This window comes from Acidithiobacillus acidisediminis, assembly GCF_023277115.1.
GTDB classification, from domain to species: domain Bacteria; phylum Pseudomonadota; class Gammaproteobacteria; order Acidithiobacillales; family Acidithiobacillaceae; genus Igneacidithiobacillus; species Igneacidithiobacillus acidisediminis.
On the sequence record NZ_JALQCS010000001.1, the window covers coordinates 2,444,006 to 2,463,654 of the forward strand.

Genomic DNA, 19,649 nt, shown 5'->3' on the forward strand with positions numbered 1-19,649 from the left:
AAAAAGTCGGTGGTATACTGGGCAAAATGGTGCAGCGGGGGTTGGAAAGATGCGTGGAGCGAAGGTAGAGACCCAAGGGTTGTTCAGCTACGTTTCCCCGGAGCAACGGGTGCCCCAGGACCATCCGCTGAGAGCGATCCGAGCTATCGTGGATCGCTCCCTGGCGGAGATGGATAGCCACTTCAGCACGATGTACTCGACCTACGGTCGCCCCTCCATTCCCCCGGAGTTTCTCCTGCGGGCGCTACTGCTGCAGGTGTTTTACAGCATCCGCTCGGAACGGCAGCTGATGGAGCAACTCAACTACAACCTGCTGTTCCGTTGGTTTGTCGGTTTGGGAATGGACGACGACGTCTGGGTGCCCACGGTCTTTACTAAGAATCGCGATCGGTTGCTGGATCATGGGACGGTACGGGAATTCTTCCGATCCGTACTGGAACAGGCCCGCGGCCAGAATCTGCTTTCCGAAGAGCATTTCTCCGTCGATGGCACCCTGCTGGAAGCTTGGGCTTCGCAGAAGTCCTTCCGGCCGAAAGATCCCGAGGACCGTGAGGGCGATGGTTCCGATTTCCGCGGCCAGTCGCGCAGTAACGAGACTCACGCCTCGGTGACCGACCCCGATGCCCGGCTCTACAAAAAGGCGCCCGGCGAAGCTTCCCGCTTGGCCTATCTTGGGCATGTGCTCATGGATAATCGGCATGGATTGATTGCCGGAGAGCAGGTCACCACCGCCGACGGTACGGCGGAAGTCGACGCCGCCGTCCAACTCGTGGACGATCTGGGCGGGAACCAGCGCATCACCCTCGGTGCCGACAAGGGCTATGACCGCCACGGCTTCGTCCAGAATCTCCGGGATCGGAATGTGACCCCTCATGTAGCCCGCAAGCGAAAAGGCTCGGCCATCGATGCCCGGACTACTCGCCACCGGGGCTATGCCATGAGCATCCACGTCCGGCGGCGGATAGAATCCATCTTCGGCTGGATGAAGACTGTGGGAGGGATGCGGAAAACCCGATTCCGTGGTTTGGAACGGGTCGGTCTGCACTTTTCCTTGGTCACCGTCGCCTACAACCTGGTCCGCATGGTGCGGTTGGGGGTGGCCTGATGGGAGTACTGCGTCTGGAATCCCAAAATGGCCCCAAAAAGACTGCAACAGCGGGCAAAACAGGCCTGATAGGGCTGCCTATTCGGCAATTTTTGACCAAATCCGATAGCGCCAGGGCGTTTCTACGGATTTTTTCCGCATCCTCCTAGAGTCAATCTTCGGATCAAACGTGATGCGTCAGCCTACCGCACGTAGAAGCAATCTGTCACTGCGTCAAATCGAGTCGCCAAGCCACTGGACCGCCGACGGGCAGGCCCCCGCCTAGAGCCGACGCAAACCCCGAAGTTCCACCCGTAGTATTCTGACTAGCAGCTCCCTGCAGCAGCGTCTTTCCATTGAAAATACTTACAGTGGGCGTATACGCCGATCCCCTTCCAACCACAAAACCCTGGAGGATCGCAGTACCGGATGGAGTCGTGAAAGCACCAGATGGGAAAACGCCATTGGTCAAACCATAAATGTAGTACGCTGCTGTGCTATAGCCACAGCTCCCGGCAGCCGCTGGTATCGTAACAGGAACAATAACATTACCACCGCTTATAAGGGCTTGATCACTAACTGTGGAACCTTCAGGTAGGGGAGAGATGGAATTACTCGTCACCGACCCACTCTGAGCCGAGTAAGTCGCACCGCTCCAAGAACCGGCTCCGCCACTGTACGCGGTCCAAACTGGAGCCCAAGTACCATTGCTCTGCTTGAATAGCGTAACGCCGTTCGGACCCTGTACGCGCAGATAATTTGCTCCCTGGTAGAAAGTTCCGCCGATGAATTGCACGTTACTCTGAAGAGCTGGGCTTGCCCACGGAGCATAATTACCCACAGGAGAAAATTTTAAACTTGAGTTTATGGCGCTAGCGTTTTTTGCTGTTAATATACTCAATAAATCGCTGTTCGACATTTCATAAACGTTACCGTTGGCATCCCCCAGATACAAATTTCCGCTCGCATCAATGTATGGTGTTGCCGTATTGGGAAAAGGCAAGGACACCAGATAGCTAACTCCGGAACCCACGTTGAGCACATCCAGATAATTCCCCGAGTTTGTATTCAAGGCAAACAGCGCCCAGGTAGTACCAAAATTAGTGGCGCTCGGGTTTTGTATCTGGTAATACACCGGCGCACTGGGCTGCGGCTGCGCGTAGCCGGCATAAGTATATTGGTTTACCACGGAATTCAGTTTTGGGGCAGTAGTACCACCAAGCTGCAAATCATAAACAATGCCGCCGTTATTTGCTACGCCCACGACGTAGGTATGCCAGGCAGAACCGTTATAGGCGTCAATCGTGGAGAAATCCCCCATGTTATTGCCTTGCCAGAATGTCTGGAAATTCTGTAAAGCCGGGAGCAAAGCCCCAGGCATCCAGCCCCAAAGCAAGGTGGGAGCACCACTATTATTGTAGCCCAAGGCATAGAGAAAGCCATCGTTGTCAGAAAAAAGTACGGCGTTTTGCCTGCCTGCGTGGTTTGCAGCAAAGGTCAGATAAGAGCTACCCGCACTCAACAGGTTCGCGTTATCCGGCGGCACGAGCACAGCTGCTGGCGCACTGCTTGGCAAACCAATGTACCAACCGGAATCTCGTCCTCCCAAATATTGGCCCTTGCTGAATGATGGATCAATCGTGTAATCGACAATGTCGCTAGCGGTCAAACCGGTCGGAAGAACGCCGAAGGCCGCGGAGTCTGTAGATGCAACAGTAGAAAAGTTCTCCGGCGCCCCCCCGCTATTGCCGCTCGAACTCCAGGGAGTGGTGTAGAGCTTGGTCGACCTCAAGTTCTGCGTCATAATCTGGCTTGCCGTCCAGCTTGCAGTGCTGCTTACCGCGCCAGTGCTCGTAACTGGGTACGCATACAAGTCCCCCTGACCTGTGACTGGATTCACATTTTTCAGCAAGAACTCCAAAGATCCGACAGTCACCGTTGGCGGTGCGGCATACGAAGAAACTACACTTTTCCCAAGGATATTGGCCACAATGCTATTCAAAGCAGCTTGCACGCCCGCCTGCGTATTTGCGGAATAATAGCTCGAAGTACCACCGGCCTGTGCCATCGCATTGAGAACAGCTTGACCCTGTAAAGCAACCGCTTGCTGCGCCGGAGTCGCGTCCGTCGCGCCTGGATTCACGGCGGACCCCACCCCCAAAACATATGTTTTGACGCCATTGGCTGCCAAAGCCTTTATGCCACTAACAGCCTCAGATACCGCATTACTTTGAGTCATCCCAAAATTTGTAGCGGATGCGCTTCCAAGCGGCGGATAAATGTGGCCATTAGTCCCCATCGTTGGCTGACCATCTGTGATGAAAATAACATACTGTTTACCGCATGTAGCTGGAGGTGCTGAAATAGTTTGGGAAATCTGAGAAGATGTACCCGTGAGATAGTTCATCGCTGTCGCGAATGCCCCAGCGACCGGTGCATAGCCCGCGCTTGCACTGACGGGATATTTCGATGAAGCATACTGGGTACTTGAATTGTTGGAGAAAACCTCTGGAGCAAGCGCGCCCTGTAATGCAGAAAGCTGCGCTGTACTCCCCACTTTTATAGGAACCACTATATTCCCATGGTCCGCAAGGACCGCGTTATTATTAAACGCATACCCTCTTTGAGAATACCACGTATCGTAGGAAGACGTAATGTATCCAGCACTGGTCGGATTCAAATTGATTGTCGGGTAATAAGAAACAATAGGACTTTTATTGGTGATTTGATTCTCGTAAGCGCTCAACCCCTGAGAGATGTTGCTACTGTACTTTTCAAAGACCTTGCTCAGAAAGTTGCTACCAGAAGACCCCTGCTTATATAAAACATCATTAATAACCGGATTATCTGAACTGTCGTACACGTATAAATAAGGATCAGAAATTGAGCCATTTCCTTTTCCAAAATATTTTTGAATTAATTGGCAATCGCGACTATCACTGTTATAACAAGGGTTATTTACAGTTAGACCATATCCCGACGGAGAAGTTTGAGAAGATCCAAATTTAAAATCATTGGTATACAGATTTACTTGCCGACCCCCTAGGTCAATATTATAGGGATTTGGCTGGCTACTCATATAGTAAACATAGGTATTATATAGATATGTTCCTGTTTTTGTCTGGGAGTAAGTATACGCACCAAGATAGGTTTCTAAACCAAACTGAATATTATTAGCATATAACGGGGTTGACAAAACATTCCTGAGAGGGACCTCTACACCATTTAACATGGACGGAGAATTATCAACGTAGCCATTATTTCCGATAGTCGCGCAAGCGGAGACAGCGGCAGATGTCAATCCACTGGCGCCACAGGACACTGTAAATTGATTAATGGTACCTGCAGAACCCAATGCTGGAGGCGTAAATCCGCTGGTCGAATAGTAGGGTGGCGAACTAGAGTTGGCATTTTGTGAAACCGTACCAGATCCCGTCATGATTGCGCCAGACAAATTAGCGGACCAAGCCGGCGTTCCTCCGCTGGCGCTAGCGTATCCCTGGGTAGCCTGTAGTACTCCCGCCATCCCCTGGGAGTTATCGAGGATGATCAGCACCTGGGGTTGCTCGGAAGGCGGTATATTTAGCCCGCCGGTAGCGTGTGCGACTGGCATCAACCCTTGTAGAGGCAGGAGATTGATACTCACTGCCAGCACGGCTGCCAGCGCTTTGCGTGCTCGCGGGAGTCTGCGTCTTGCGAACCCTACTTTCATGATGCCACCACCTTTCGGATAACTGATTCAATGGTAACGCCCAAGCCACCACCATTACTTCTCATTACGTGCACAAACACCGTGTAATAACGCGACTGTATTTCACCGCCAGTGTTGCCAGCTTGCGATTGCTCATTCCCATTTTGCTGCGTAGAAAGGCCTCCAGAAGGAAAAATCACATACTCCACCTGATAGCTAAATGGGCCATAGGCCACCGTGCCAATAGAGTGGCAGGTATTATTCGCCACACAGCTTGTCCAGTAAGTTGGGTCTGTAGGAGCTTGAATGGGAGCCGTACTACCGGTGACGGCAGTACTAAGGTAGCCAGAGGTAGGCATGCTCATAAAGAATCTGGGAGCTAATGCAGTAGAGCTCGCAGTTGCTATTATTTCCGGCCAATTGGGCAACCCATTCAGCCAAGAGGATGCATCGTGCAATCCTTGATCCGAAGCTTCTTGCGCTGAATTCTGCACTGCCAAATTAGATGCAATCAACGCATTATTTTTATTCAGATATAGATAGGCAAGCAGAGCCAAAGTTACGGCAAATATCAACACCAATACTACCACCAGAATAGCGCCCCGTTCCTGGTTTTTCGCATCTGATTGGTGCAGAAATACATGCTGCATCGTCACTCCCCCTGCCAGATGCCGTTACGCACTGGGATGATGCTCTGGAACAAATGATATTGATAATGTCGGCAGTTACCCTGTAAGCATCCAGGTCCACCGCTGGTGGGCACCGTGTAGGTGTTGCCCAGCAGGTCAAATGTTGCTGGGCTTAGACTATTGGGCAAGTACTGGCTACTGCGGATCAACATGGCGAGCTGCACAGCCACGATCTGCTGGGTGGCAGACGGCGTATATGCCGAAGGCGACACCCAATTCTGAACTGATCCATTGGTCCCCAAACCATACTGCAACTGCAGGTCCACGACACCTCTTGCCAGAGGCTGCGGATTGGGGGCGGTGGCCTGGATCCCCGTATATTGCGTCATATACAGGGTAGGTGTACTACCTGCCGGACTCTCCATGATCTGGAATGTCTGAAACAGAAAATCCTGCGAGCCTAGATCGTACAAATTCGCACCATCAAAGGCACTGCTGCCAATAGTGCCAGCGCTGGTAGTATTGACCAAACTGAACAGTTGGTTGGGGTTGGCTTGGAAGCAGGTGGAATTTCCTTTGCCGGAGTTAAAAACTACTGTCCCGTTTCCTTGTGCATTTCCGCCGCCAGTTACCGTACAACTGTTGTTTAGGGTTCCCTTGCCAGCCACATTGGTCATCTGCCCAATCACACAAACCCCTATCCCGGGCAGCGCAATCAGGGCAATATCACCGGGATTTAGAGGTCCTGTATTGGCGACGGATAAATTGCTACCTTGCTGACTTTGCACCGTGGTAGCAGGGGCACCGCCAAAACTGCTTCCTCCGATGACCGTACTGATTTGCCAAGTGTCCACTCCCGACACGACTTGCGCCGATGCAGTAATGCCAGTAAGCGCATTGGCTTGGCTGGTTAAACTGCTAATACCAACCACCCCATTCGGGCACTGACCGTAAGACGGCAGCCCATAACCCGCCGACTCGATGGCCTGGCGCATGATGGCTAGGGCGTTGCGTCCGCGCTGCCACATCTCGCCATTGGCGGACTGCTGCCCCACGCTCTGGCTGGTCTGCAGGAAAAAGGTGAAAATCGCGGTCGCCAGGAGTCCTGCTACCACCAGCCCTACCAGGAGCTCCACCAAACTGAGGCCACTTTCTCGATTCTGCATCTCAGTACCCCACGATACTTTGTGTGCTGTACACGTGGCCACCGGCCCAGCTCACAGTCACGGCGGCAGAACAGGGGCACTGCCCATTGCCATTCAGAGAATTGACAGACAGTGAGACCTGAGTTTGCGCCGGCATACCATAGGCGCTCATCACCTGAGAGACGGGACTCAGGAGGCTGCTGCTCACCTGAGTAGGGGTTGCCGTGGCGCCATTCAGGCTCAGCGCATTTGCACCATTGGCACGCAGAATACCCATGGCACTCTGGGCGATCTCATACCCAGAGGTCAGATCCTGATTCTGCTGCGCACTAGAGAAGGTACCGAGGTAAATACTAAGTATTCCCAAAGAGCCGATGGCAAACACCGCCAAGGCGACCATCGCCTCGATCAAGGTCAGGCCAGTTTCCGTGTTTTTCATGATTGGTTACACACGCTGCTGGTCGGTGCGCTGGTAGCACAGTTGCGAACATTGCCAGCGCCACTCAGGGCAACCAGCCAATATCCAAATCGCGCGGCATCGCCGGTGGCATTGCCAAAGGTAATGGCAGCGCTGCTCACGGTGCCATTGCTATATACCATCCCCGTTGGAGTAATGCTGAACGTCGCGCTGGTAACTACCTGACACACCGTATTGGGAAACTGGCTGGCAAACCGGCTCGCCGGCATCTGCGGTACCTGTTGCTGTACGTTCAGTGCCGCCGGAGTGACTGTCCAGGAACAGCCCTGCGCTCCTCCTCCTTGCACCTGTACCTGCACGGGGTAGCCGCTGCGTATGGCGTAGCCTTCGGCCCAGGTGATGTCCTGCTGCAATCGTCCTGCCGCCCCCTGAATCCGCGCGCGAATCATCCAGATATTGAACTGTGGAATGGCCACGGCGGCGATGATCGCCATTACCGCGATGATCACCATCAGCTCCACCAGGGTAAAGCCGGAGGCGCTGCGTGTCGGGACCAGGGCCTTCACCCGTGCCCCCGCTTGCTGCGCCTAGCCGCCATGCGTTACCACCGCGCCCATCTTGAAGATGGGCAGGTACATGGCGACGACCAGGGTGCCGACAATGATGCCCAGCACCACCATGATCATCGGTTCCATGAGGGTAGAAAGGCGATTGACGGCCTCATTGACTTCGTTTTCAAAGAAGTCCGCGACTTTGCCGGACATCGTCTCTACCGCGCCGGTTTCTTCGCCAATGGCGAGCATCTGGGTCGCCATCAGGGGGAAGACACCATCCTCCTTGAGCTTGGTGGAGATGCGCCCACCAGCAGCCACATCGGCGCGGGCATTGAGGATACTCTTTTCAATGATCGCATTGCCGGATACGCGGGACAGAGTGTCGAGGGCATCCAGAATCGGCACGCCAGCGGCCTGCATGGTCGATAAGGTGCGGTTGAAACGTGCCACCGCGCCCTTCAGGAGAATGTCGCCCAGGACGGGGATCTTGAGGGCATAGCGATCGACAAAAATCTTGAATTTATCACTGCGTCGATAGGCATAGCGAAACAGAAATACCGCAGCGATGGGGGCCACAACCACGATATACCAGTGCCCTTTCATCCAGTTGGAGATATTGATGACCACCTGCGTCAGCAGTGGCAGGGTCGCACCAAAGCTCTTGAACAGGTTGGCAAACACCGGAATGACGAAGATCATCAAGATTACCACCACCACGATCATCACGGTAATGATGGCTGCGGGGTAGAACATGGCAGACTTGACCTTCTTGTTTAGGGCCAGGGTCTTTTCCCGATAGTCCGCCAGACGCAGCAGGATGGTGTCGAGGATACCGCCCTGCTCGCCCGCCGCCACCAGCGACACAAAGAGGCGATCGAAATACTTGGGATAATGCGCCAGGGATTGGGACAACGATTCACCTTCGTTCAGGTGGCGCAGAATTCCCTTCAGCATCTTGCGCATGCCCGGTTGGGCAGTGGCGGAGATCAGCAGCTCAAAGCACTGCACCATGGGCACGCCAGCGTTGATCATGGTGGAGAGCTGCCGCACCATAACCACCAGATTGGCTTCCTTGATGCCCTCGCCACCCAGTAGCGGCTGCGGTGCTTTCTTGACCACTATGGGGGTCAGCCCCGCACGACGCAGGCTGGCCTTGACGACATTGGCAGAGGCCGCGGTCATCTCGCCCTTCTGCCGGTTCCGCCCATCTGCGGTCTTGGCTTCCCAGACGAAGTCGACGAGCTTGACCTCTTTCGTTTGCCGTTGTTGACCTTTCAGGGCGGTCGCCATGCTCTTTCTCCTGTTACATCCTGTTCCCTACTTAGTACACATCCCCTGGATTGTCCAGGTGCTGATTCCAGTGCCGCAATTGTGGATATTCCAGGCACAGGTATAGATGCTCTACCTGTTTTTTCTGCGCCTTGGTGAGCAATAGGCGCACTCCGACCAGATCGCCCAGGGTAGCCGAGCGGGCCTCCCGCCGCACCGTGGTAACTACCGTTTCGCAATGGCCGCAGTCGACCACATCGAACTCCACCAAGGCCGCCTCACCGGCATCCAAAGGGCAATTGGCGAGGAAAAAACTGGCCCCGTCCAGACTTAGATCATGCAGTGAGCCAGCAATGGAGTCGCCGTTGCGGCGGCGCAGGACGATCTGACCATCCAAATGGAGGCGCCGACGCAAGCGCGTCTTGCGCTGATAGAGCAAGGCAGGTCGACGAAAATGATAGATGCCCTGCGAGTCGATACCTTCCAGATCGCTGAAAAACGAGTAGATCCCGCCGCTGGTTTCGACAAAAACTAGTACCTTGCGGTAGTCCCGCCAGACTGCGCTACTTTGCGGCCGCAAGAGCAGGCCGCTTTGATCACAGCCAAGAAAGGTAAAACTGTGCCCGGGGTCCTGCGGGTCAGCGGCAAAAATCACCGCGCCGCCGCCGCTGGTCTGGCACAGGCTGTCAGGTAGAAAGTCGACCATGCTGCGATCGAACTCTCCCACCAGGAGAAGGTGATAATCGGCAATGTTCATGCCCTTGCGTAGGGGCAAGAGGGAGACCAGGGGCGTGTGGTCGAGGGTTAAATCCGTTGTTTCAGGGCTCATCTTCTTCCTCCGGTTTGGTGAGCAGGCCCGCCCAATGTTCGAGCCGCAAACCGAAGCGCGCATCTTGGCACGGTAGAGGGCCTGGTCAGCGTAGCGTAGCAGATTAGCAGGATCTTGCACGCGCCCTTGACAGCCCATTCAAGATGTCTATGATTAGCACTCGTCGAAGGTGAGTGCTAACACATTGGCCTTCGTTGTTTCTGATTTTTGGCCCAACTTTGATGAGGAAAGCTTCTATGAAACTGCGTCCGTTGCATGATCGCGTGGTCATCCGTCGCCTGGAGGAAGAGCAGAAGACCGCCGGCGGCATCATCATTCCCGATACCGCCAAGGAAAAGCCGGTACAGGGCGAAGTCGTTGCCGTGGGCAATGGCAAGATCCTGGAAGACGGCAAGGTACGGGGCCTGGATGTAAAGGCCGGTGACCGCGTTCTCTTTGCCAAGTACGCCGGTACGGAAATCAAGGTGGAAGGCGAGGAGCTGCTGGTGATGCGCGAAGACGACATCATGGCAGTGGTCGACAAGTAAGCCACCCGTCCCCTACAACTTTCTCATTCCTTTTGAAGAGGTGATTCCATGCCTGCCAAACAAGTAGCTTTTGCTGAAAATGCCCGCGAGAAGATGCTGCGCGGCGTCAACATCCTGGCCGACTCGGTCAAGGTAACCCTGGGCCCGAAGGGCCGCAACGTGGTGCTGGACAAGTCCTTCGGCGCCCCCACCATCACCAAGGATGGCGTGTCCGTAGCCAAGGAAATCGAGCTGGCCGACAAGTTCGAGAATATGGGCGCGCAGATGGTGAAGGAAGTCGCTTCCCAGGCCTCCGACGAGGCCGGTGACGGCACCACCACTGCTACCGTGCTGGCTCAGGCCATCATCCGTGAAGGCGTGAAGGCGGTTATCGCCGGCATGAACCCCATGGACCTGAAGCGCGGCATCGACAAGGCGGTCATCGCCGTGGTCGAGGACCTGAAGAAGCAGTCCAAGCCCTGCAAGACCCAGAAGGAAGTGGCCCAGGTGGGCACCATCTCCGCCAACTCCGACGACTCCATCGGCAACATCATTGCCGAGGCCATGGAAAAGGTCGGCAACGAGGGCGTGATCACCGTGGAAGAAGGCTCGGGCTTCGAGAACGAGCTGGACGTGGTCGAGGGCATGCAGTTCGACCGGGGCTACATCTCCCCCTACTTCGTCAACAATCAGGACAAGATGGTTGCCGAGTTGGAGAACCCCTACATCCTCTTGCACGACAAGAAGATCTCCAACATCCGCGACATGCTGCCAGTGCTGGAAGGCGTGGCCAAAGGTGGCCGTCCGCTGTTGATCATCTCCGAGGACGTCGAGGGTGAGGCCCTGGCCACCCTGGTGGTCAACTCCATGCGCGGCATCATCAAGGTCGCGGCGGTCAAGGCCCCCGGCTTTGGTGACCGGCGCAAGGCGATGCTGGAAGACATGGCCATTCTCACCGGCGGCCGCGTCATCAGCGAGGAAGTGGGCATGAAGCTGGAAGGCGCTAGCTTGAGCGACCTGGGCGAAGCGAAGAAGGTGGTGATCAGCAAGGAAAACACCACCATCATCGACGGCGCTGGTCAGCAGAAGGAAATCAAGGCTCGCGTTGAGCAGATCCGTCGTCAGATGGAAGAGGCCACTTCCGACTATGATCGTGAGAAGCTGCAGGAGCGCGTTGCCAAGCTGGCGGGCGGTGTTGCGGTGATCAAGGTCGGTGCTGGCTCCGAAATCGAAATGAAGGAGAAGAAGGCTCGTGTCGAAGACGCCCTGCATGCAACCCGTGCGGCGGTGGAAGAAGGCATCGTCCCCGGTGGCGGTGTGGCCCTGGTCCGTGCCCGCAAGGTGCTGGACAAGGTCAAGACCGACAACCACGACCAGGAGATGGGTGTGGCCATCATCCGTCGTGCCATCGAGGAGCCCATGCGCCAGATCGTCGCCAACGCCGGTGGCGAAGGCAGCGTGGTGCTGAACAAGGTTCTCGAGGGCAAGGACGGCTACGGCTACAACGCGGCCACGGACGATTACGGTGACATGTTCGAGATGGGCGTCATTGACCCCACCAAGGTCACCCGTACGGCCCTGCAGAAGGCCTCCAGTGTCGGCGGCCTGATGATCACCACCGAAGCCATGGTCACCGAACTGCCGAAGAAGGAAGACAAGGCAGGCGGCGCCCCGGACATGAGTGGTATGGGCGGCATGGGGGGCATGGGCGACTTCTAAGTCTCCCCGCCTTAGCGGTATAGGAACGGGCCGGCCCTGCGGGGCTGGCCCGTTTTTCGTACTGGGATCGAAGCTGCTAGACTTGGCGTAAGGAAGTAATGATTCCTTACTGGAGGATACAATGGTAGCGATAGCCAAGATCACCGCAAAAGGGCAAACCACCATTCCCCGCGCGGTGCGAGTCGCTTTGCAGGTAGCGCCGGGCGATCTGGTGGCGTGGGAGGTAGCGGCTGATGGCAGCGCCATCGTACGCCGAGTGCAACCCCTGGATATTGAATACCTGCGTGCCCTGGAAGGGACGCTGTCCGAATGGGCTGGAGAGGCAGACGAAGAGGCCTACCGTGACCTTTGAACAATTCCGCATACTGCGCGTCCCATTCCCCTTCACGGACCAAAACGCGACGAAAAACCGGCCTGCATTGGTGCTTTCCAGCGCAGAGGTCTTCAATCGCCCCGCCGGACATTCCGTACTGGCCATGATCACCTCCGCGAAAAATTCCGCATGGCCACTGGACTGTCCCATCACCGATTTGGACAGCGCCGGTCTCTCCGCTCCCTCGGTGATCCGCTGCAAACTGTTCACCTTGGACCATCGCCTGGTGCGTGGCGCGTTGGGATTTCTGACAGACGTTGACGCGCATGCAATCAATGACCGCCTCCGGCAGCTATTCCAGCTGTAGCGAAGGCATCCAGCAGAACTCGTTTTGCGTATTGCAGCAAAAGGCCGTAGGGTGAGCTCATGTTCTTAAGGTCTGCAGTGGTATGAGTCTGAGCCTGCGCGGGGTGGGCAAGCGTCAACCGGACGCGCCGGAGCGCTGGCTCTTCGAGAACGTTTCGCTGGAACTGCAGGCGGGCGATTTCGTTGCGCTACGCGGTGAAAGTGGGTTGGGCAAGAGTACGTTATTGCATATCATTGCCGGCTTGGAACGCAAGGATGCCGGTGCGGTGCATCTCTGCGGACAGGATGTCGATGCCCTCAATGACGACGCCCGCACGCTGCTACGGCGGCAACAAATCGGTTTCGTCTTTCAATCCTTTCATTTATTGCCACAGCTCTCGGCACGGGAAAACATCGCCCTGCCCTGGCGTCTGAACGCCCTGCCCCGACGCGAATTGCAGGATCGGATTCAGGATCTGGCCGAGCAGCTCGGAATCGTCCAGCGCCTCCACGCCTTGCCGCGCGAATTATCCGGGGGCGAGCAACAGCGGGTGGCGGTGGCGCGGGCGTTGATCCATCGTCCAGCCCTGGTATTGGCGGACGAGCCAACGGGCAGTCTGGACCCGGAGCGGGCCGGGGATGTGCTCGCCCTGCTGGGGCAATTGGCGACAGCGGCGGGAGCGGCAGTGCTGATGGTGACCCATTCTGCAGAGGCCGCAAGCATCGCGCAGCGGCGCCTAGAAATGCGGCGCGACGGACTGCACGCGGCGTGAGTTTCTGGCGGATTCCTTGGCGGGCTGCCGTCTGGCTGCCGCTACGCGCCCATCCCGGGGCCTCGCTCCTGGCGATAATCGGGGTGGCCTTGGGCGTGGCCTTGGGTCTGGCGATTGCCCTGATCAATGTGCAGGCCGTCGATAATGTCTCATCCGGCTTACGCCGTGTGGCAGGGCAAGCGGACTTGCTGCTGACACGCCCCGGCACCAGCCTGCCGCAAGACTGGTATCCTCGCCTGGCGCTGGCGCCCGGGGTGGCGGTGGCAGCACCTGAGCTGCGGGTCTTGGCAACGACAGACTCCGGGAAGCCGTTGCCGGTCTGGGGCATCGATGCCTTTCGCAGTCTCGCCCTGGGCCAGCCACTGGTACCCCTCAATCTGCGCAACCCCTTTTCCCTCTTCAACCCGTTACATCTGGTTTTGGATGACAGCGCCCTGGCCGCGCTTCATACCCAGCCCGGCAAGCAGCTTCGCCTGCGGGTAGCGGGGGTACCGCGCAGCTTCACGATCATCGGCAGCATCCCCGATCCAGAGCCCGGACAGCCTGTAGCCATTACCGACATTGCCACCGCACAGTGGTTGTGGGGGGAGGAGGGTCGCTTGTCGCAGATTGCACTGCGCCTGACGCCGGGCACCGACCTCGCGCAATTCCAACGCCATTGGCAGAAGCAACTTCCGCCTGGGGCCGTTCTGCGCACGCCCAAAGATGCGGGATCGGTGACAGCGCGTGCGTCCCTGGCCTACCGGGTCAACCTGCTGGTGCTGTCCTTGGTCGCCCTGTTTACGGGCGCATTTTTGGTCTACACCACCCTCGCCTTCACCGCGATCCGCCAGCGTCGCAGCCTAGCCATCCTGCGTGTTCTCGGCCTGCGCGAGCGGGAAATGATCCTCGCCAGCCAATTGCAGGGATTAGTCCTGGGGCTCCCCGGCGCGCTGCTCGGGGTGCCCTTGGGCATCTTCGTGGCGCAGCTTGCCTTGGCCAAAATGGGAGGGAATCTGGGGGCGGGCTATTTCTCTGGCGCTAACTCGGTTTTGCACGCCTATCCGGGGCTCTGGGCGAGCTTTGCCCTGGCCGGCCTGGGCGCTGCCCTCTTCGGCGCCTTCTGGCCAGCCTGGAGCGGTCGCCATTTGCCTATAGTACGGATTCTGGGCAACGGCAGTGAGGAGGAGATCGCGTCGGGGCATCTCGGCATCGCCCTGCTCTTGTTGATCGTGGCCGGGATTGCCGCCCTGCTGCCGGCCTGGGGCGGCATTCCCTATGCCGCCTATAGCGCCATCGCCGTACTGCTGATTGCCACACTGTTCTTGTTACCAGGCCTGCTTGCCCTCCTCTCCCGGCTCCTACCTCTGCCGCAAACGGTCCTGCTGCGACTGGTGGCCGAACAGCTGCGCGGCAATCCAGGCCGCGCCAGCCGCAGCCTGGCTGCCATTGTGGTGGCCTTTAGCCTGGTCGTGGCGATGGCGGTGATGGTGGGCTCCTTTCGCGACTCTGTGGCCGACTGGCTGCGCGATATTCTCCGCGCCGATATCTATGTGCAGGCAGGCGCCAGCAAACAGGAATGGCTTCCGGCGGGGTCTGGAGCACAGCTTTGCCACTTACCGGGGGTTGAGCGCTGCTCCCGCCTGCGCCAGACAGAGCTTGCCCTACTACCCCAGCGACCGCCCGTCACCCTGCTAGCCCGCGGCATGGACCCTCAGCATCCCGGACGCACCCTGCAAATCCTGCGCTCGGCACCTGCCGACCCGCAGGGTCCGCCGCCGATCTGGATTTCTGAGATTCTGGCGGGCTTGAGCCACTGGCGGGCTGGGCAGGTTGTTACTCTGCCCATCGGCCCACACGGCGAGCACGTGCGCATCGCCGGCATTTACCGCGATTATGCCTACCAGGAGGGGGCGATTTCCGTTCCCATCGACACCTATCGGCGCTGGACAGGCGATTCCAGAATCAATGGTGTTGCCCTCTGGTTGGCACCTGGGGCAAAACTCGACAGCGTACTTGCAGAGCTGCGGCAACAATATCCAACCAGCTCGCACTGGCAAATTGCTACCCCAGGAGAAATCCTGCAGCGGAGTCTGCAGATCTTTGACCAGAGCTTCGCCGCTACCTATGCCCTGGAGGCGGTCGCTATCGTCATTGGCCTACTGGGGGTAAGCAATGGCTTTGGTGCGCAGACCCTGTTGCGACGGCAGGAATTTGCCCTGCTGCGCTGCCTGGGCTTGCGGCGGCGCGACGTCTTGCGTTTGTTGTTGGGTGAGGGGATCCTCCTCTCCCTGTTTGGGATCGTGCTGGGCTCGGGCCTCGGTCTGCTGATCAGCCTCATCCTAATTGAGCGGGTGAATCCCCTCTCCTTTCACTGGCAGATGGGTTTCCATTTGCCCTGTGTGCAGCTCACCATCATGGCAGCGGCCCTGCTTCTGGCCAGCACCTTCACCATGCTGTGGTCGGCGCGCAAGGTGATGGGCCAACAAACGGAACTGTTACATGACGAGTAAAAGGCTCCTGCCGCTTTGCATCCTGGCCCTGCCCTGGGTGGCGCTGGCTGCGCCAGCGCCGGCGCAACTGCCGCAGCTACCTACCCCACAAGTTCGCGTCAGCCCGAGCGACCCGCTGCATTTTCCCAATGCCTATGGCAGCCATTCGCTCTTCCCCCTGGAGTGGTGGTACATCACCGGCCATTTACACAGCAAGAGTGGCCAGCAACTTGGTTTTCAGATCACCTTTTTTCGTCTGCGTCCGCCGACGGTCTGGGATAACCCCAGTGCCTTCAATCCCCGGCAAATCTATTTTGCCCAAGCGGCCATCAGCGACCCCCGTATTGGCCATCTGTTGACTGCACAACGCATCGCCCGCGGCGGTTTGGGGCTTGCCGGAGCTGACAAAGATCGCACCGATGTCTGGATCGAGCACTGGTCTTTGCGCCAGAAGGGCAAAGAGATTCTGGCGCGGATCGATGGCCGTCAGATTGCCTATGATCTGCACTTTCATCTCACGCAACCGCCCTTGCTGGAGGGGCCAGAGGGGGTGAGTCAGAAGGGGCCCGATCCACAAAACGCCAGTTATTATTACAGCATCCCGCAACTCGCGGTGGACGGTTCGCTGCGCATTGAACATGAAACGGAATCCGTCCAGGGCACGGCCTGGCTCGATCATGAGTGGTCCGCGGCATACCTGCCGAAGAAGGCAGTCGGCTGGGATTGGATGGGCATCAACCTGGCCCACGGTGCGGCCCTGATGCTGTTCCAGATGCGCAAAGCGGATGGCAAGGCATTATGGCTGGCGGGAACCTGGCGCCACGCAGATGGAACCGTGCAATATCTCCGTCCTGGCCAGATCCAGCTCCATCCCTTGCGCTTCTGGCAGTCACCTCAGACTGGCAACCGCTATCCTGTAGCCTGGCAGGTGCAAATTCCCGGCCTACACTTCGATCTCGAGCCCTTGATGAATAACCAAGAATTCATTGCTACGCGCAGCACTGGCAGCGTGTACTGGGAGGGTGCCGTCCATGCGCTAGCCCAAGGGAAACAGATCGGGACAGGTTATCTGGAACTGACAGGCTATGGTGGTCGTCTGCAGATGGGATTGCAGTAGAGAAAGTTGCGTTAGTGTAATAGACCCTGCGTAGTTGGGCGGGGGATGCACTTTTGCCCGCGCTGCACTACCATTTCCCTATGCCAGCCAATTCTGATTCTCTCCTGGAACGTTTTTTCACCCGCTTTGCCCGGCGCAGCATCATCGTCCACGCGGGTTTTCCCGAGGGCTACTTCAGTGAACTGTTGAAACAGCCGGGGGGCGGCGGCCACTTCCGCGTCGACATTCGCATCGCGCCGAGCAGCCCCCTCTCTCCCATGGATTGGGTCGTGCATCGCCAAGTCCTGCCACTGGATCTCCCCGTGCCCCTCTTCATCAAAGTGGACGAGGATGGCATGTATCTGCGTCATCTCGTGCAAGGCAAAGGTCCTGGACACCCAAGCGAGCTGCTGTGGATGATGGACTGCATTCGCGAGCGTTATCACTTCTACCTGCGCCGGGAGGGTGGCAGCTTGGTGGCAAAACCGGGCATGGACGTCAGCGATAATCGTATCGACTATGACTTCTACAATGAGTCCTGAGCTGGACGATGCGGCGCTATTGCGCTATGCCCGACAGATCCTACTGCCGGAGATCGACCTTGCCGGTCAGCAGCGGCTGGCTGCGGCGCGAGTATTGATCGTTGGCATGGGAGGACTCGGTTGCCCTGCTGCCCTCTATCTCGCGGGTGCGGGAATTGGCACCCTGGGCCTATGTGACCCCGATACCGTGTCCCTCAGCAATCTACCGCGACAGATTCTCTTTACGGAGGCCGATATCGAGACCGCGAAGGTCGAGGCCGCCGCCCAGCATCTGCGGGCAAGCAACCAGGGTGTGCAGATCCAGACCTATGCGCAGGCGGCGACTACGGAATTCCTGCGCCACCATCTGCCGGACTATGACCTGGTGCTCGATTGTAGTGACAACTTCCCTACCCGCCATGCGGTGAATCGGGCCTGCTGGCAGCGCAGCACGCCGCTGGTCAGCGCCGCCGCCATTCGCTGGAGCGGGCAACTGGCGGTTTTTGATTTTCGTTCACCCAACGCCCCCTGCTATGCCTGCCTGTATCCGGAAGGGAGCAGTGAGGAGGAAGAAGATCGCTGCGCCACGCTGGGGGTGATGGGCGCCCTGACCGGCATGCTCGGCAGCCTGCAGGCACTGGAGGCGATCCGTCTGCTCGTCGGCCAAGCGTCCCCACTGTCTGGCAAGCTGTTGCTGGTAGACGCCCTGGATCTGCACTTCCGCACCATTACACTACACAAGGATCCGCAATGCCCGAGCTGCGCCCAAGCCTGACGATTTCCCGAACCTTGGCGCAGGCGCTCCTCACTGCGCTGCAATCCGGCAAAGGGGACGGCTGGGTTGCGCAGAGCGGGAATCAATATTCCCTGTACTTGGGCAGCGACAGCGACTGGCCCACGCTACAGCGAAGCCTGCAGGCAACGCAGGAGCGGCCCTTTGCTCGTTTTGGCCGGATATCGGAACCAGTGGGCACGGCGCTCTGGCGATTTCGCATGGCGGAGGCAGAAAAGGGCGTGCTCACCCTGGCCGTCGAGGATCAGGAAGGCAAACCCTGGGATTTAGCCATCCATGGTGACTGAGCAGCACAGCTTTTTGGTTGCCACCCAAAATGCCCAGGTCGGCATCGGTTCTCAGCGTCAGCATCATGTGCTGTCCCATAGCTGGCGCTATTTGCTTCCGCATCAACAGAGTCTGCGCAATCTGGAAGTAATCGCCGCCAGTGTGAGCGGCATGGATATCGTCGGCTTAAATGAAGTGGATGCAGGTTCCTTTCGCAGCCGATATCTCAATCAGGCAGCGTTTTTGGCCGAGCGCAGTGGTCTGCCCTATTGGACCCAGCAGCGCACGCGCGACTGGGGAGACATTGCTCAGCACAGCAATAGTCTGCTCTCGCGCTGGCCCATCCAAGAGGTGGAGCGGCACGCCTTCCAGGGTACCCTCAAGGGGCGCGGCGTATTGCGTGCGCGCATAGAGGTCGGGGGGAAGCCACTGCAGGTGCTGATCACCCACCTCGCCCTAACCAAACCCGGCCGCCTCCGCCAGGTCCGTCAGCTCCTGCCCTTTCTGCGCAGCAGCACACCCACCATTCTGCTTGGTGATCTGAACTGTGGGCGGGCCTCAAGCGAAATGCGCTTGCTGCACGATGAGGGCGGCCTGCAATCCCCCGACACGCAACCAGCCACCTTTCCCAGCTGGTCGCCACAGTGGCATTTCGATCATATCTTGATTAGTGAGGAACTGCGCTTTCAATCGGTGTGGACCTGCGCCGAACAACGCGCCGACCATCTTCCCCTCATGGCGCGCCTGCAGTGGCGGGAAGACTCGGCAAATGCAACACCCCACGTACGCGAATCGGAACCCGTATCGGCACCAGGGTATCGGTAAGCAGATATCCTTGCAGCTCGTAGGGGATGCTTCCCTGCGCCGACCACTGCGACCAGTGCGTTGCGCTGGCAAACAAATTGGCATGCACTGGGACACTGACCTCCTTGCTGGCATATGGCGGGATCTGCAGCGGCTGGCTGAGGAGCCCCTGAGCGATCTGCTGTCTATCAACCAGGAGGCGCAGCTCTCCGGCACGAAAGGCCAAGGCAGACGCGTTGGGATTGCTCACCAGCAGACGCACCAGAAAGGTTTGCGAAAATAGATTCAAATGTTGAATCTGCAAATTTTGCAGGGTCACTTGCGGGCGCTGCTGCGCTGTCGCGCAGGCCGAGAGACTCAGCATCAGAGTCAGCGACAGTAAAAGACGACGCAGATTTGGGGAAAGCCTGTGCAGCATGCAT

At 57.7% G+C, this 19,649-nt stretch carries 20 protein-coding genes; 12 read left to right on the top strand and 8 right to left on the bottom strand.

Features of this window, described 5'->3' with window-relative positions:
- Positions 1-49 precede the first annotated feature (49 nt).
- Complete coding sequence (locus M5D89_RS12225) at positions 50-1,105, top strand: IS5 family transposase (protein WP_248884234.1); 1,056 nt, start codon at positions 50-52, stop codon at positions 1,103-1,105.
- Between the two features lie 205 nt (positions 1,106-1,310).
- Here the strand turns inward: M5D89_RS12225 and M5D89_RS12230 are convergent, their stop codons facing one another.
- From M5D89_RS12230 to M5D89_RS12260, 7 genes are all read right to left on the bottom strand, one after another.
- Positions 1,311-4,640, bottom strand: coding sequence for a pilus assembly protein (locus tag M5D89_RS12230; protein WP_248886074.1), 3,330 nt, complete (start codon positions 4,638-4,640; stop codon positions 1,311-1,313).
- A gap of 152 nt (positions 4,641-4,792) precedes the next feature.
- A complete protein-coding gene (locus tag M5D89_RS12235; RefSeq protein ID WP_248886075.1) occupies positions 4,793-5,425 on the bottom strand; it encodes a pilus assembly PilX family protein in 633 nt (210 codons plus the stop codon).
- Between the two features lie 2 nt (positions 5,426-5,427).
- Positions 5,428-6,570, bottom strand: coding sequence for a PilW family protein (locus tag M5D89_RS12240; RefSeq protein ID WP_248886076.1), 1,143 nt, complete (start codon positions 6,568-6,570; stop codon positions 5,428-5,430).
- 1 nt (position 6,571) lies between these two features.
- Positions 6,572-6,988, bottom strand: a complete 417-nt coding sequence (locus M5D89_RS12245) for a type IV pilus modification PilV family protein (protein WP_248886077.1) — start codon at positions 6,986-6,988, stop codon at positions 6,572-6,574.
- Positions 6,985-7,533, bottom strand: a complete 549-nt coding sequence (locus tag M5D89_RS12250) for a GspH/FimT family pseudopilin (protein WP_248886078.1) — start codon at positions 7,531-7,533, stop codon at positions 6,985-6,987. The genes M5D89_RS12245 and M5D89_RS12250 overlap by 4 nt, the downstream gene beginning before the upstream one ends.
- A 21-nt stretch (positions 7,534-7,554) precedes the next feature.
- A complete protein-coding gene (locus tag M5D89_RS12255) occupies positions 7,555-8,811 on the bottom strand; it encodes a type II secretion system F family protein (protein ID WP_248886079.1) in 1,257 nt (418 codons plus the stop codon).
- 31 nt (positions 8,812-8,842) lie between these two features.
- Entirely contained in the window at positions 8,843-9,619 is a 777-nt protein-coding gene (locus M5D89_RS12260; protein WP_248886080.1) for a PilZ domain-containing protein, read from the bottom strand.
- A gap of 236 nt (positions 9,620-9,855) precedes the next feature.
- Here M5D89_RS12260 and groES point away from each other — a divergent pair, with 236 nt between their 5' ends.
- From groES to M5D89_RS12315, 11 genes are all read left to right on the top strand, one after another.
- Positions 9,856-10,146: a co-chaperone GroES gene (gene groES / locus M5D89_RS12265; RefSeq protein ID WP_248886081.1), complete on the top strand. Its 291-nt coding sequence runs from the start codon at positions 9,856-9,858 to the stop codon at positions 10,144-10,146.
- A 48-nt stretch (positions 10,147-10,194) separates the two neighbouring features.
- Positions 10,195-11,844, top strand: a complete 1,650-nt coding sequence (gene groL / locus M5D89_RS12270; RefSeq protein WP_248886082.1) for a chaperonin GroEL — start codon at positions 10,195-10,197, stop codon at positions 11,842-11,844.
- Positions 11,845-11,965: 121 nt separating this feature from the next.
- A complete protein-coding gene (locus M5D89_RS12275; protein WP_248886083.1) occupies positions 11,966-12,196 on the top strand; it encodes an AbrB/MazE/SpoVT family DNA-binding domain-containing protein in 231 nt (76 codons plus the stop codon).
- Positions 12,186-12,524: a type II toxin-antitoxin system PemK/MazF family toxin gene (locus M5D89_RS12280; protein WP_248886084.1), complete on the top strand. Its 339-nt coding sequence runs from the start codon at positions 12,186-12,188 to the stop codon at positions 12,522-12,524. Before M5D89_RS12275 ends, M5D89_RS12280 begins: the two co-directional genes overlap by 11 nt.
- A gap of 82 nt (positions 12,525-12,606) precedes the next feature.
- Entirely contained in the window at positions 12,607-13,275 is a 669-nt protein-coding gene (locus M5D89_RS12285; protein ID WP_248886085.1) for an ABC transporter ATP-binding protein, read from the top strand.
- Entirely contained in the window at positions 13,272-15,767 is a 2,496-nt protein-coding gene (locus M5D89_RS12290; RefSeq protein ID WP_248886086.1) for an ABC transporter permease, read from the top strand. The genes M5D89_RS12285 and M5D89_RS12290 overlap by 4 nt, the downstream gene beginning before the upstream one ends.
- Entirely contained in the window at positions 15,757-16,863 is a 1,107-nt protein-coding gene (locus tag M5D89_RS12295) for a lipocalin-like domain-containing protein (protein WP_248886087.1), read from the top strand. The genes M5D89_RS12290 and M5D89_RS12295 overlap by 11 nt, the downstream gene beginning before the upstream one ends.
- 80 nt (positions 16,864-16,943) lie before the next feature.
- Positions 16,944-17,384 carry a hypothetical protein gene (locus M5D89_RS12300; RefSeq protein ID WP_248886088.1) on the top strand — a complete coding sequence of 147 codons (441 nt, stop codon included), beginning with the start codon at positions 16,944-16,946 and terminating at the stop codon, positions 17,382-17,384.
- Positions 17,374-18,138 (top strand): HesA/MoeB/ThiF family protein, encoded by a 765-nt coding sequence (locus M5D89_RS12305; RefSeq protein WP_248886089.1) that lies wholly within the window; start codon positions 17,374-17,376, stop codon positions 18,136-18,138. Before M5D89_RS12300 ends, M5D89_RS12305 begins: the two co-directional genes overlap by 11 nt.
- Positions 18,114-18,443 (top strand): hypothetical protein, encoded by a 330-nt coding sequence (locus tag M5D89_RS12310; protein WP_248886090.1) that lies wholly within the window; start codon positions 18,114-18,116, stop codon positions 18,441-18,443. Before M5D89_RS12305 ends, M5D89_RS12310 begins: the two co-directional genes overlap by 25 nt.
- The gene (locus M5D89_RS12315; RefSeq protein WP_248886091.1) at positions 18,433-19,248 is read left to right on the top strand and encodes an endonuclease/exonuclease/phosphatase family protein; all 816 of its coding nucleotides are present in this window, start codon (positions 18,433-18,435) and stop codon (positions 19,246-19,248) included. Before M5D89_RS12310 ends, M5D89_RS12315 begins: the two co-directional genes overlap by 11 nt.
- Here the strand turns inward: M5D89_RS12315 and M5D89_RS12320 are convergent.
- The gene (locus M5D89_RS12320; RefSeq protein ID WP_248886092.1) at positions 19,157-19,645 is read right to left on the bottom strand and encodes an LEA/WHy family protein; all 489 of its coding nucleotides are present in this window, start codon (positions 19,643-19,645) and stop codon (positions 19,157-19,159) included. The two genes, M5D89_RS12315 and M5D89_RS12320, sit on opposite strands and share 92 nt — an antisense overlap.
- Between the last annotated feature and the right edge of the window lie 4 nt (positions 19,646-19,649).

What these genes read in the sequence shown, in the direction of transcription:
- M5D89_RS12225 (WP_248884234.1), top strand. Translation starts at nt 50, where the DNA reads ATGCGTGGAGCGAAGGTAGAGACCCAAGGGTTGTTCAGCTACGTTTCC.
- M5D89_RS12235 (WP_248886075.1), bottom strand. Translation starts at nt 5,425, where the DNA reads ATGCAGCATGTATTTCTGCACCAATCAGATGCGAAAAACCAGGAACGG.
- M5D89_RS12240 (WP_248886076.1), bottom strand. Translation starts at nt 6,570, where the DNA reads ATGCAGAATCGAGAAAGTGGCCTCAGTTTGGTGGAGCTCCTGGTAGGG.
- M5D89_RS12245 (WP_248886077.1), bottom strand. Translation starts at nt 6,988, where the DNA reads ATGAAAAACACGGAAACTGGCCTGACCTTGATCGAGGCGATGGTCGCC.
- M5D89_RS12255 (WP_248886079.1), bottom strand. Translation starts at nt 8,811, where the DNA reads ATGGCGACCGCCCTGAAAGGTCAACAACGGCAAACGAAAGAGGTCAAG.
- M5D89_RS12260 (WP_248886080.1), bottom strand. Translation starts at nt 9,619, where the DNA reads ATGAGCCCTGAAACAACGGATTTAACCCTCGACCACACGCCCCTGGTC.
- groES (WP_248886081.1), top strand. Translation starts at nt 9,856, where the DNA reads ATGAAACTGCGTCCGTTGCATGATCGCGTGGTCATCCGTCGCCTGGAG.
- groL (WP_248886082.1), top strand. Translation starts at nt 10,195, where the DNA reads ATGCCTGCCAAACAAGTAGCTTTTGCTGAAAATGCCCGCGAGAAGATG.
- M5D89_RS12275 (WP_248886083.1), top strand. Translation starts at nt 11,966, where the DNA reads ATGGTAGCGATAGCCAAGATCACCGCAAAAGGGCAAACCACCATTCCC.
- M5D89_RS12285 (WP_248886085.1), top strand. Translation starts at nt 12,607, where the DNA reads ATGAGTCTGAGCCTGCGCGGGGTGGGCAAGCGTCAACCGGACGCGCCG.
- M5D89_RS12295 (WP_248886087.1), top strand. Translation starts at nt 15,757, where the DNA reads ATGACGAGTAAAAGGCTCCTGCCGCTTTGCATCCTGGCCCTGCCCTGG.
- M5D89_RS12300 (WP_248886088.1), top strand. Translation starts at nt 16,944, where the DNA reads ATGCCAGCCAATTCTGATTCTCTCCTGGAACGTTTTTTCACCCGCTTT.
- M5D89_RS12305 (WP_248886089.1), top strand. Translation starts at nt 17,374, where the DNA reads ATGAGTCCTGAGCTGGACGATGCGGCGCTATTGCGCTATGCCCGACAG.
- M5D89_RS12310 (WP_248886090.1), top strand. Translation starts at nt 18,114, where the DNA reads ATGCCCGAGCTGCGCCCAAGCCTGACGATTTCCCGAACCTTGGCGCAG.
- M5D89_RS12315 (WP_248886091.1), top strand. Translation starts at nt 18,433, where the DNA reads ATGGTGACTGAGCAGCACAGCTTTTTGGTTGCCACCCAAAATGCCCAG.
- M5D89_RS12320 (WP_248886092.1), bottom strand. Translation starts at nt 19,645, where the DNA reads ATGCTGCACAGGCTTTCCCCAAATCTGCGTCGTCTTTTACTGTCGCTG.